The organism is Ancylothrix sp. D3o (assembly GCF_025370775.1).
In the GTDB taxonomy this organism is placed as follows: domain Bacteria; phylum Cyanobacteriota; class Cyanobacteriia; order Cyanobacteriales; family Oscillatoriaceae; genus Ancylothrix.
On the sequence record NZ_JAMXEX010000009.1, the window covers coordinates 49,186 to 61,857 of the forward strand.

Sequence of the window (12,672 nt, forward strand, 5' to 3'; positions counted from 1 at the left end):
TGGATTGGATAAAAATGCTATGAACCATACCCGTCCTCCACAAGCATCAGAGGCGCAGTGGCACAAAAAAGAGCAAGCCGTCACTGATAGCCAAGGGTTTCCCCTGGATCTGCCCCAGTCGGCCACGCGCCCACAGCGCCAACAGCCTCATCCCGACAGCATCCCACAAATCATCTGGAGTGGTAGCAGTGCTTCGGGAATTGCCTATTTTAATTGCCGGTGGTATGACTTTACAGGACTCAGCGAAGCCCAATCTCTCGGCTTTAGCTTTCTGGCTGTCATTCACCCAGAAGACCGCGACCGCTGGAGAGCCTGTTTCCAGCAGCCGGCCACTGTCGAGGAAATAGAATTTCGGCTTTTAGGGCGCGATGACATCTATAAATGGTTTGTTGCCCATATTCAAGTTAATCACGGCCCAGAGTCCCTGCTCACCGGCACCTGCACCAACATCGACAAATTTAAAAAAACCGAAACTGCCTTAGAAAAACAGCAACAGCTTCTCCAAGCTCTCTGGACAAAAGCCTCAGAGGGTATCGTTCTCTGCGATAGTGAGGGAGCAATTATCGCTATTAACCCGGCTGCTAAACAATTGCACGGCATACCGGCCAACGAACCGGCCCCACAAGAAGCAAATTTTTTCGAGCAAAATAAACCGGGCATTGATTCGGGGCAAACTACCCTTCAATCCCTGGAATATTCATACTACGAGGCAGACGGCAAAACCCCCATCAAGCGCGACGAAAGCCCCCTCTTGCGAGCCTTAAACGGCGAAGTAGTCAGCGAAGTGGAAATGAGGGTGGTATCCGCCGACGGCAGCAGACGCTCATTGCTGGCCACCGGCACCGCCATTGTCAACAACAGGGGAGACAAACTCGGTGCCTTGGTGACGCTGCGCGACATTACTGCACAAAAGCAAAAAGAAGAATTATGGCTACAGACGCAAGAACGCTATCAATTGATAGCCGAAAATTCCAGTGAATTAATATGCAGGTTGCGGGCCGGCATCTACCTCTATGTTTCGCCGGCAGCGCTACGGTTACTCGGCTATGCGCCGACTGAACTGATAGGACGCGATGCTCTGGAGTTGATCCACCCGGAACAGCGAACAGAAATTCAAAAAATTTATCAAAGCATTTTTTCTGAAAGGGCCAGCACGACCCTAACAAACCGCCTGCGCCGCAAAGACGGCAATTACATCTGGGTAGAAACAACGCTGTTGCCGCGTTTCAAAGCAGCCGGCTTTGGCGGTGAAGAAATTATTTCTATCACCCGCGAGATCACAGTTCGCAAACAACTGGAAGCGGAAATTGGGAATCTCTACCGGGAAATTGACCGGCTCACCCGCAAACACAGTATTCATTTGCAAGCTGCAAATCAATTAAAAGACGAATTGTTAGGACGTGAGTTAGCCGTGCGAGCTAATCTGATTGCCACACAAGAACACTACCGCACAGAGCAACAACGAATGATCGGCGCCATGCACTTGCTTATAGAAGCCAGTTCACTTTTTGCCAGTTCGCTAGATAGCGAGACGGTGCTGGTAAGTTTGGCGCAGTTGATTGTGCCTTATTTAGGCGACTGGTGTGTTATTAATGCAGTCGATGCCTACCAAACTTGCCGGTGTGTTGCTGTTGCCCATAAAGACCCCGCCAAAGAAAATTTAATTTGGCAATTGCAGCAGCGCTATCCTGTCGAAGCCGATGGATCTTATAGCTATTTAAAGCCTTTGAATAGCGGTGGCATCAACAAGTCGGATGAAATTTATGTGGAGTTTGGGATTTCGGATCAACAACTTCAAACTCTGGCCGTTGATGCGGAACATTTCGCCTTGTTGAAAAAGCTAAATTTTCGCTCGTATATTTGTTTGCCGTTGCGTTTAGGTCAGCAAAGTTTTGGCTCAATATTGTTTGTGCTTTCTGACAAAAACCGCCGTTATTCTCCAGCCGATTTAACATTGGCTGAAGACTTAGGCCATCGCACGGCTTCGGCGCTGGAAAAAGTGCAACTCTACCGCGAAGCACAACAAACGAGCAAGAATTTATCTCAGGTGATTTTGGTGTTAGACCAACAGCAACAGCAACTACGAACCCTGCAACGGCTGACGAATTTGCTTAATCAAAGCCTGACTGATTTGCCTGGGTTGTTGCAGGTAATGGTAGATGCCGTTTGTGAGTCGGTTCCGGGGGCGATGTTTTGCTTGATTGTTTTGCATAACCCTGCAACAAATCGCCTGGAGTTGGTGGCGACTGCGGGCACCGGCACTGAACATTTACCGCTGAGAATGCCGCTTTATACCGAAGATGGTTTACTCTCAACGGTGTTTTCTACCGGCGCGTCTAGTCTTTTGCGCCATTCGGAACCGGGAGACGATGGAGAGGGTGTGGAGTTGCCGGCGGCGGTGTATGGTGTGCCGATTGAATCTGCCCAGGCGGGCCGGTTGGGAGTCTTGGCAACGGGGAACTGGAATGATCCGCAGGCGTTTGATTATGAAATGTGGCAGCAATTGTTAGTAGCGGTGGGAGAACAAGCAGCTATTGCGATTAATAATGCCCGTTTAATTCATATTTTGGAAGAACGCGAAGAATTAGTTGCTGAGCAAAATCATATTCTGGCGTCTCAAAATAAAGAACTTGCCCACCAGCGCGAACATATTCAATTACAAAATTTACAATTGTTGCAAGCAGCCCGCTTAAAAACGCAGTTTTTGGCAACGATGTCGCACGAACTCCGCACGCCATTAAATGCCATTATTGGCTTTGCTCAATTGCTGTTACGCAACCGTAGCTACGAATTACCGGCGCCACAACAGGACATGGCGCAGCGGATTTTGAATAATGGCAAGAGTTTGTTGATGCTTATTAATGATATTCTCGATTTGTCAAAAATTGAGGCCGGTATTCGGGATGTGAAACCCGAAACTTTTGAAATTACGCACCTAATAAATGCCACTGTTCAGCAATTTAAACCCCAAGCGGAAGAAAAAAATTTAACCTTGGCATTCCGCAGCGAAAATTTACAAAATCATTGGGTGTTTTTAGACAAATCTTGTTTGCGACAGGTGTTAATTAATTTGGTTTCTAATGCTATTAAGTTTACGGATGCTGGCTCGGTTGAAGTTGAAGTCAGCGATCTTGAACCGAACCGCGTAGAAATTTTGGTCAAGGATACCGGCATTGGTATTTCTGAAACGGAGTTAAAGCACATTTTTGAGGCTTTTCGTCAGGTAGACCAAACTTTAACGCGCCGGTTTCCGGGGACTGGTTTAGGATTGGCAATTACTGATTCTTTGGTACAGCTTATGCGGGGGACGATTTCTTTAGAAAGTACGCTGGGAAAAGGTTCTCTTTTTAAGATTATCTTACCGCGTCACAGTTAATTACAAAACCCCAGTTTTGCAGAAAAACCGGGGTTTAAAAAGGCGTTTTTAATTAATCGCGGATGAAGTCATCGCGTAAGTTATTGGGTGTATCATCTGGCATTTGGGGAGCAACGGCGGGGTTAGACAATATTTCTCTGGGATCTCCCAAATAACCACCGGAATAAACTAAATCAAGGGGATCGATAATCCGAGGTTCCGATGAGTCTGGTTCGGTTTGTTTATTTTCTTTTTCAGCCGGTTTGTCTGATTTTTTCGGCATGGTTTTTACCTCTATTTAAAAAATCTCTATTTTTGAGTTTAGAGGGCTTTTGAGGCGATTCTACACTCCCAAAAGAAAGAGATTGCAGCAGGGGCCGGTTATTTTAACCTTTGATTTGAGTCGAGATTATGTCTAATTCTTGAACAGATGACTTGGCTGCATAAAGGCAAAAGTTGTTAATTTTTTCCGAAGGTTTTGATATGTTGTCACTGTTTTGGCTGAGTTCATCAGCATTAAATAGAGATAACTGTTGAGGTTCTTGATCAGATTGATTAGAAAGCTTAGATTTATTTTGGCTGACAAAATCTCCCATCCGCTCGCAGCCTTTGGCAAAACGTCGTAAAATTGTTGAAATAGCTTCGGGACTATTATCTATTCCTATCCACCGGCGTTCTAACTGCGAGGCTACTGCTAAGGTAGTTCCCGAACCACAAAAACAATCCAAAACCAAATCCCCAGGGTTTGAGGATGCTTGAATAATTCGAGCCAGTAAATCTGGGTTCTTTTCTGTAGGATAGCCGGTGATTTTAATATTTTGATTGTGAGCATCTCGAAACTCAAGCCAAATATCTTGGACGGCAATTCCGTTACTTTCATCCAGGTAAATTTTCCTTCGCGGATTGCCATTACTTGACCAGTAAATTTCCCCGCGTGCGTCCATTTCATCTAGGGTTTTTGGCATAAATTGCCAGTGTTTGCCTGGGGGTGGATTCATTCCTCGCCAAGGTTTGCCGGTTTCCCCATTTCTTACGCCTGGCGCATGGAGGGGAACTTTTTTATATCTTCTGCCGGTTTCTTTTTCGACATATTCATATTCTTTGAGTGCTCGTTCTTCCGTCCACTGGTCGAGAGGCCGGTTCCAAACATAGTTATCTGATTTTGTGTAAAATAAGATAAAATCAGATATATTTCCATAAGTTTTGCGGGTGTAGTTTTTGGGATTACATTTCTTGCGGGTAATCCAATTACGAAAATTACGAGAACCAAAAACCTCATCCATAATGATCTTGATGTGAAAAGCCATGTTTTCATCAAGATGGACATAAATCGAGCCATCCTCAGCTAATAACTCTCGCAAGAAAATCAATCTTTCTCGCATAAATTCAATGTAATGAGAGCCTTTTAGCAAATCTGAATAAGCATTCATTTGAGAGCGAGATTGAAAGATACTGTTGGTAGCGAAAGGCGGATCAATGTAAATTAGTCTGACTTGGCCGCGAACTGTAGTATCGTTAAATAAAGATGCCAAAATCGGTAAATTGTCACCAAAGTAAAGTCGGTTTTCTAACTCGTCATCTTTTCTTTGATTTTCTAGCCATATCCTCACACATTCCGCCGGCGCTGTTGCCAAAATTTCCGACTCAGAAAGTTTCCCAGCATAGGAAAGGCAGACATCTAAATTATTCGGTGAAAGGCTTTCCGAAATATTGCCGTAACCTTGTGTTTTGGGGATGCCGGTTGCCATTTTAACTCCTTGTTTTAAGAACGAAGCCACTCAAGGGTAATTCGTTCAGGAACCATTCGCAGCGTTAAGACTATAATTTTATCAGGCGAACTTCTCTCGATATTGGCGTAATCATTCCACATTGACCCTAACAAAAGACCAGGCCCATCGTTCAAAAAAATTATCTTAGTTTTTAAGTTATGTTGTTCTGTATATCTAAAAATTTCATCTGCACAACTGCGATAACCTCCAGTTCTATCATCTTCTTGAGCGCCACCTCGATCCGAATCATATCTCGCTAATCCGATTGCTAAAATTTCGCGCCCATTAACATCATAAATCACAAAATCGACTGGCCGTGTGGGATTAGGATAATCTTTAAAAATCTTTCCCATAAAAATATCTTTTCCTGCTCGTTCTGGGCCTCGAATTGGTAATTCAGGAAAGTGCAAACGAAATAAAGAAAAAAATCTTTCTGTCAAGTCATATCCTTTTTGTCCGCGACTTTTATATTCCCATAATAAAGCACACATCGCTTCATCTGGAATTGGCCGACTCATAAAAGCCGCTTGCACTTCTTGCACCGGCCTAAATCTGCCTCCAAATTGCTTAGATATATCGGTTGCTTTTTTCTTTCGTCTGAGCATTTCCACAGGGATTTCAGGGCTGACATATTTGCGAAAAACTCGATATAGTTGCACCCGCATCCATGCGTTAGGAACCTCAGAAATCTGGAGGAACAAGCGCACCGATGATTCAGAAGTTCTCAGCAATTGGCCAAACATTACCAAAACTGGCTCGTAAAGTTGGCAAGCTACTTGCAAAATATCTGGATAATATTCTCCTGTCGTCAACGTTACCCAGTTGTGTCCATCCACTTTATAATCTGCAAAGGAATTACGCGGGCCTGAAGTCATCTTTTGTTTTTATTCCAAATCTTTTTAAATTCTATCCCCTACGGCATCCACTCAAAAACCACACCCACCCGACTATCCTTTTCTTCTGGTGCATTTTGTTTTTGAATATCGGCAGAAATGCGGAAATTTTTCGTCACCGCATACCCCACAGAAAGCGTTGTTATCCCCACATCTTCGCCACTCCCCGGTTTCACCCAAGTTTGAGTCAAAGACAAATCCGCCGCACCTCCCCGCGACAAAACCACCATTAACCGGCCACCCAAATTCACCCCATCTCGCTCATAACTATCGGTTTGTAAATTTCTATATCCCACCACCGGCCCAAAATTTACATAACTCCCCAAAGGACGTAAATAATATTGCAAACTTGCCCCAAAACTTCTATATTCCCCATCAAAAGAACCCTGAAAATCGCCACTCAAACTTAACCCAGACTTGCCAATAAAAACATCCTCAACCCCAACATTAAAACCGGCTCTTTCCCCAGCAGGAAACTCAGAAAAACCCAACCTCAAACGAGTCTTAAAACTCGGATCATTCTCGATATCTTCCAAAACATCTGGCACCTTATCCAACCACCGCTGCAAAACCGGACTACTCTCTATCGTTTCTGCCGGCAAACCCAAATCTTCCGCTAAACACCGCCCCTGCCATCCCAAAACCACCCAACCCACAACAACCATCCAAAACCGCATAATCCCCTCCCAAAGCGTCAAAAACCCCTCAATACCACAAAAAAAACGGTTCTACCCAAAGCAGAACCGCAAGACGAACTAACAGAGGAGCGAAACCGGAAACCTAACGAACTACCTCCTGCAACGTGCTACCGCACAGTTGCTACCGGAGCGGATTCAATCGGCTTCATGAAGTAAAGCCGTCCTAACTGCCAGACGTTAGAGAGGTAGCAGGGCAGTTTTTGGCAAAACTTCACAATTGTAGGCGCATCCGATTTAGCAATCTCCGACAGTTTAGCATTATTTGCCACACAAGTGTCGAGACGCTGGTAGAATTCAGGATTCTCCACATCTAAAACTACGGGGAAAACACGAGATGCAGTATCATTCGTTTTCTTAATTACTTCGATATCATAATCACGGGCATTCAAACCAATCGACTCATAAAACCCGTAACGCTGAATATCATTTAGATACATTGTTGCAAACACAGACAGCAAGAAGAACCGGCTCCAAAGTTTAGCCGTCCAATCATTCAACATTTGCGGCTGTGCTCGCATGATTGCATCAAAGAAATCGCCGTGCCGGTTTTCATCTTGGCACCAATTTTCAAAGAAACGGAAAATAGGGTAAATACGATTTTCAGGGTGTGCTTCCAAATGCCGATAAATCGTGATATACCGCCAATAACCAATTTTCTCAGACAGATAAGTTGCGTAGAAAATAAACTTGGGCTGGAAGAAAGTATATTTCTTATTTTTCGTCAAAAAGCCCAAATCCAAACAAATATTAAAATCCGACATTGCTTTATTCAAAAAGCCGGCGTGACGAGCTTCATCACGAGACATCAAATTAAAGCACTCTGCCAAAAGCGGACTTTTATCTTTGATCCGCCGTCCGAGTTCTTTATAAAGCAAGAAACCCGAAAACTCCGCCGTACAGGAACGCTCTAAAAACTCAACGAACAGTCGGCGAGTTTCCCCATCAATATGATCCCAAGATGTCTCAAACTCGGCATCGCGTACAAAGTGATTGCGGTTATAGTCAGCGCGGAACTCTTCGAGAATGGCTCTCAGTTCGTCTTCATTGGCCGAGATATCCATCTTGGCCATTGCGTCAAAGTCAGTCGTGTAGAACCGAGGAGTCAAAATCGTATCTTTGGCTGGGATTTTTACTCCGGGCCGCAGTTCTTCATAGCCTGGTTTTTTGAGGGAATCTACCATAACTGTGTTTGGGCTCTTATTAAGTGTTTTTTGCCTTGAGTTGAGTGTGGCCAGATGGCTTGTGCGACTTTGCGTGTCTATCCTACGAAATATAGCTTACCAGTGGTTCTAGGTGCAAAGACTTTTAATTTCGTTAAGAGTTAATACACGCTGTTAAGTTTTGTAAAAATTTTGCTGTCAACGGCCCCAGCGCTCACAACAGTGAGAAACATAGAATAGCAAGAAACCTCTCACCTTTTGACGGTTTCCCTATCGCGGTCTTTTTCAGCTTATGTCACCATAAAACAAGAACCTCAGCAAACACAAGAGTCATCCCAAAGCCCTTAATTCCCAAACTTAAATCCGCTAATCTAAAATCTAAAATCGTTATGTCCTATTGCCTCAACGCCCACTGCCAAAAACCCCAGAACCCCACCGGCGCTGTATTTTGTCAAACTTGCGGCAGCAAAATGCTTTTAGCCGACCGTTATCGTGCCTTAAAACTCATTGGCAGCGGTGGTTTTGGCAGAACCTTTTTAGCACAAGACGAATATAAACCCTCAAAACCCCGCTGCGCCATTAAACAATTTTCTGCCAGCGATCTCGGCACCGGCACCCTCAAAAAAGCCACCGAACTATTTCATCAAGAAGCCAAACAACTCGAACAACTCGGCAGCCATCCCCAAATCCCGCAATTACTAGCGCATTTTGAACAAGAAGGACGATTGTACCTTGTTCAAGAATACATCGCCGGCCTCACCCTCGCCCAAGAACTCGACCAACACGGGCCCTTTAATGAAACGCAAATCAAAGCTTTATTAAATGACCTCTTGCCGGTTATCCAATTTATCCACAGTCACAACATCATCCACCGCGATATCAAACCCGAAAATATCATCCGGAGATTACATGACAATAAACTTGTCTTAGTAGACTTTGGCGGCGCAAAACACCTCACCGGCACATCTTTAAACCGCACCGGCACCAGTATCGGGTCTGCCGGTTATGCTTCCCCAGAACAAAACTTTGGCAAAGCCGTATTTGCCAGCGATATTTATAGTTTAGCCGTTACCTGCATTCACCTCCTCACACAAATTCCGCCCTTTGACTTATTTGATAGTCGAGAAGGCGAATGGGTATGGCGCGATTATTTAGTTAATAATTCTGTCAGTCCAAAACTCGGACAAATTCTCGATAAAATGCTGCAAACTGCCATTAGCCGGCGCTATCAAACCCCAGGCGAAGTTTTAGCAGACTTAAACGCAAAACCTGTTCTTTCCCCCCCGCCGCCGCCACAAATTACAGCCTTGCCAGCCATACCCCAAGAAAACCGTCAAACCCGCATCGGTGTTAGCTATGCTCTTTGGGCGGCTGGGTTTGTTGGCTTCGGCGGACTGCATCGATTTTATAACGGTAAAGTTTTCAGCGGTATTGTTTGGTTTTGCACTTGGAATTTATTCGGATTAGGTCAAATTATTGATGCGTTTTTAATCCCCGAAATTGTCGATCAATACGATCACAAAATGCGTGAAAAAATTGGCTTATCCTCTGGCGGCGTTCCTCTAAATCAACCCATAGGAATTGCCCAAACTTATAAAGTTTCTAATCGTCAAGAAACAATTGTAAAAATTCTCAAAGCCGCCAGTGCTAGAGGAGGCAAACTATCAGTAACTCAAGCCGTTATGGACACCGGCCTTGATTTTCTCGAAGTGGAAAACTTATTAAAAGAAATGGCAGTTGCCGGTTATGCCAAAGTTTCTAACGACCGAGGTGTGGTTATTTACCGTTTTACAGAATTATAAAAAATTCTCACTTGTCCTTTGTCTCTTAGTTGAGATTTTTTCGCCTAACTTAATAACAATTACCAATGAAGGTAGGGGCCGCTGATTTTGTGACGGCCCCCAAACCAATGACTTTTGACTTTTGACCAATGACAATTAAACTAATTCAAAGCCAGCCATTTTTGAGCATTGAGACGCTGAACAACGCCAAACACCATCAGATCGAGAGTAATTCTACGTTCATCAATTAAAAATGGCTCAACCGTGCTAGGTTTAGAACCGCTATCCGAGCAAGAAAACCCACGCGGCCCATTAATATCAGCCTTCGGGAAATAAAGGTTAAACTGACGCTTGCCATTTTGCCACCGGCCTATCACTTGCCAGCAGTCCTCAGCACTCATACCGACAACCGGAATTTTTTGCTTTTCCAAACTTACGAAAGCATCATCTAACCCTTGTTTAGCCAAAGCATTTTTCAGAGCCGGCAAATAATCTTGCTGGATAAACTCTTCAAAAGGCTTATCCTCCAGCGCGGGTGCTTTTTCTTTTTTCGCTTTGGCCGGTGCAGCTTCCCCGTCTGCCGGTTTAGCTGCTGCTGCTTTCTTCGCTGCTGCCGGTTTGGCTGCGTTTACATTCGTTTCAGAAGAAACAGCGGTGGGATCTGGTGCATTTGCAGAAGGTAGAGCCGAAGCTTCTGGAGAGTCCGAAGAAGGCGCATTTTCCAGCGAAACACTGGGGGCCGTTTGGTCTGCCGTTGTTGGTGGTTGCTCAGGGGTGCCCTGATCTTTCGTTTCTTCTGACATTTTTTTTGCCTGAGTTGTGAGATGAGTTCTGTTTTGAGATCCTACCAGGATCAACCGCCGGCCACCGCAGGAACGATGCTCACTTCATCCCCATCTTTAAGCGCGGTATCGGTGCCTTCCAAAAAGCGGATATCTTCGCTATTTACATACCAATTAACAAACCGGCGCGGTTGACCGCTTTCGTCACAAAGTCTGGCTTTAATCCCCGGACAAGTTTGTTCAAGAGTTTCGATCAATTCCGAAATTGTACCCGCGCTACAGTCCACAGTGGCTTGATTGTTAGTTAAGTTTTGCAGAGGTGTGGGAATTAAAACTTTAATAGACATGGTAATGATCAGTGGTTAGGGTTGTGTTTTTGCCGGCAGGCGTCTTTTTGCTTTTGCATTATCAACGCCTACCGCCGCTTTGTTGTTTGAAATTAAACTAAAACTTGTTGCCATTCGAGGCGGTCGAGGGTGCGTGAGCGTTCCCAGGCGCGCTCAAAGCTGTCCAGTTTTGGCTCAATCGTAAGCGGTTCGCCAATGTAGCCATGTACGGCTTCTTGGGTTTTGAGGCCGTTGCCGGTGATATAAACAACGGTGGTTTCTTCGGGGTCAATTTTACCAGCTTCCACCAATTTTTTGAGGGTGGCGATGGTGGTTCCACCGGCAGTTTCGGTAAAAATGCCTTCAGTTTCGGCTAATAATTTAATGCCTTCAATAATTTCGGCATCGGTGACAGATTCAATATTGCCGCCGGTTTTCTTGGCAATTTCTACAGCATAAATTCCATCAGCGGGGTTGCCAATAGCAATCGATTTTGCAATGGTGCTGGGTTTGACCGGCTTGATAAAGTCTTTGTTTTCGCGGAAGGCGGTGGCGATGGGTGAGCAGCCTTCGGCTTGAGCACCTGAAAAACGCACGGCTTTGTCTTCTACTAAGCCAACTTTGACGAATTCTTGGAAGCCTTTATAAATTTTGGTGAACAGCGAACCAGAAGCCAAGGGCGCAACGATATGATCTGGCAATTTCCAGCCTAGTTGTTCGGCGACTTCGTAGCCAAGGGTTTTTGAGCCTTCGGAATAATAAGGGCGTAAATTAATATTGACAAATCCCCAACCTTGTGTATTTGCTACTTCACAGCAGAGTCGGTTTACTTGGTCATAGTTACCATGTACAGCCATAACCGTAGGGCCGTAGATCAGGGTTCCTAAGACTTTACCGGCTTCGAGGTCTGAGGGGATAAATACGCAGCATTCGAGGCCGGCGTGGGCGGCGATAGCGGCGGTGGAGTTGGCGAGGTTGCCGGTGCTGGCGCAGGATACGGTGGTAAAGCCTAGCTCTTTGGCGCGGGTGAGGGCGACTGAAACCACCCGGTCTTTAAAGCTGAGGGTTGGCATATTGACGGCATCGTTTTTGATGTAGAGGTTTTTGATGCCGAGGCGACGGGCGAGGCGGTTAGCTTTTACCAGAGGCGTCATGCCGGTGCCGACGTCGATGGGGTTGTCGGTTTGCACCGGCAAAAAGTCACGATAACGCCAGATCGAGTTGGGGCCGGCTTGGATGGTTTCGCGGCTAACGCGAGAGCGGATACGTTCGTAGTCATATTTCACTTCCAGAGGCCCAAAACACAATTCGCAGACATGGGTAGCTGCGGCTTCGTATTCCGCTCCACATTCTTTACATTGCAGGCCGGTGAAACAAGCTGCGGTGGTGCCGGTGTGTTGGGTTTGTTTTTCAGTCGCCAGTGTCATTGGTGAAACCTCTGTCAGTGTAATAGCTCTACGGTTTTGGGGGGTAACCCAATCTCAAGACAAAAAGATAGTAACACAGCCTACCAATCGCGTCAAACATACCCGACTTTTTTTGTCGGGATTTGTCCATTGCTGATTAGTCAAAGAAAAAAAACGGGAGTTTGGGGGGTGGGGAAAAAATTTTTGGCTTATCCCCCACTCACCGGCGGAATAAGAACAACCTCATCACCTTCTTGTAGTAGAGTTTCAGGGCAAACAAATTCCAAATTAACCCCGAAACGAGTAACGCTGCGCCATTTTTCGAGATCGGGGTGTTCGCGGAGGATGTAGTCAAGAACAGCTTCCACTGGACTACCGGCCGGTAGTTGCAGCTTTATTTCCGGTACTCCGTAGGCTTCTTGATAAGCCGCAAAAAGTTTAACCGTCAGGGAAATTAAATTTTCCGACATATTAATACACCAATAACAAAGCAATCTTATAT

At 45.3% G+C, this 12,672-nt stretch carries 11 protein-coding genes; 2 read left to right on the plus strand and 9 right to left on the minus strand.

Annotated elements, in window-relative coordinates:
• Nucleotides 1–19: 19 nt before the first annotated feature.
• Nucleotides 20–3,376: a PAS domain S-box protein gene (locus NG798_RS16085; protein ID WP_261224700.1), complete on the plus strand. Its 3,357-nt coding sequence runs from the start codon at nt 20–22 to the stop codon at nt 3,374–3,376.
• A gap of 52 nt (nt 3,377–3,428) precedes the next feature.
• On the opposite strand, the gene NG798_RS16090 is transcribed toward NG798_RS16085, so the two are convergent.
• From NG798_RS16090 to acsF, 5 genes are all read right to left on the minus strand, one after another.
• Nucleotides 3,429–3,638, minus strand: a complete 210-nt coding sequence (locus NG798_RS16090) for a hypothetical protein (protein WP_261224701.1) — start codon at nt 3,636–3,638, stop codon at nt 3,429–3,431.
• A 103-nt stretch (nt 3,639–3,741) separates the two neighbouring features.
• Nucleotides 3,742–5,133: a site-specific DNA-methyltransferase gene (locus NG798_RS16095; RefSeq protein WP_261224702.1), complete on the minus strand. Its 1,392-nt coding sequence runs from the start codon at nt 5,131–5,133 to the stop codon at nt 3,742–3,744.
• Entirely contained in the window at nt 5,118–5,999 is an 882-nt protein-coding gene (locus tag NG798_RS16100) for a hypothetical protein (protein ID WP_261224703.1), read from the minus strand. Before NG798_RS16100 ends, NG798_RS16095 begins: the two co-directional genes overlap by 16 nt.
• A 38-nt stretch (nt 6,000–6,037) precedes the next feature.
• Nucleotides 6,038–6,694, minus strand: coding sequence for a hypothetical protein (locus tag NG798_RS16105; protein WP_261224704.1), 657 nt, complete (start codon nt 6,692–6,694; stop codon nt 6,038–6,040).
• Nucleotides 6,695–6,822: 128 nt separating this feature from the next.
• On the minus strand, nt 6,823–7,896 hold the full coding sequence (gene acsF, locus NG798_RS16110) for a magnesium-protoporphyrin IX monomethyl ester (oxidative) cyclase (protein WP_261224705.1): 1,074 nt from the start codon (nt 7,894–7,896) through the stop codon (nt 6,823–6,825).
• A 368-nt stretch (nt 7,897–8,264) separates the two neighbouring features.
• Between acsF and NG798_RS16115 the strand changes: the two genes are divergently transcribed.
• Nucleotides 8,265–9,677 (plus strand): protein kinase, encoded by a 1,413-nt coding sequence (locus tag NG798_RS16115; RefSeq protein ID WP_261224706.1) that lies wholly within the window; start codon nt 8,265–8,267, stop codon nt 9,675–9,677.
• 140 nt (nt 9,678–9,817) lie between these two features.
• Here the strand turns inward: NG798_RS16115 and NG798_RS16120 are convergent, their stop codons facing one another.
• From NG798_RS16120 to NG798_RS16135, 4 genes are all read right to left on the minus strand, one after another.
• Nucleotides 9,818–10,459: a DUF2996 domain-containing protein gene (locus NG798_RS16120; protein WP_261224707.1), complete on the minus strand. Its 642-nt coding sequence runs from the start codon at nt 10,457–10,459 to the stop codon at nt 9,818–9,820.
• A gap of 50 nt (nt 10,460–10,509) precedes the next feature.
• Nucleotides 10,510–10,785: a MoaD/ThiS family protein gene (locus NG798_RS16125; protein WP_261224708.1), complete on the minus strand. Its 276-nt coding sequence runs from the start codon at nt 10,783–10,785 to the stop codon at nt 10,510–10,512.
• A gap of 92 nt (nt 10,786–10,877) precedes the next feature.
• Nucleotides 10,878–12,191 (minus strand): threonine synthase, encoded by a 1,314-nt coding sequence (gene thrC, locus NG798_RS16130; protein ID WP_261224709.1) that lies wholly within the window; start codon nt 12,189–12,191, stop codon nt 10,878–10,880.
• 188 nt (nt 12,192–12,379) lie between these two features.
• Nucleotides 12,380–12,640 carry a MoaD/ThiS family protein gene (locus NG798_RS16135; RefSeq protein ID WP_261224710.1) on the minus strand — a complete coding sequence of 87 codons (261 nt, stop codon included), beginning with the start codon at nt 12,638–12,640 and terminating at the stop codon, nt 12,380–12,382.
• Between the last annotated feature and the right edge of the window lie 32 nt (nt 12,641–12,672).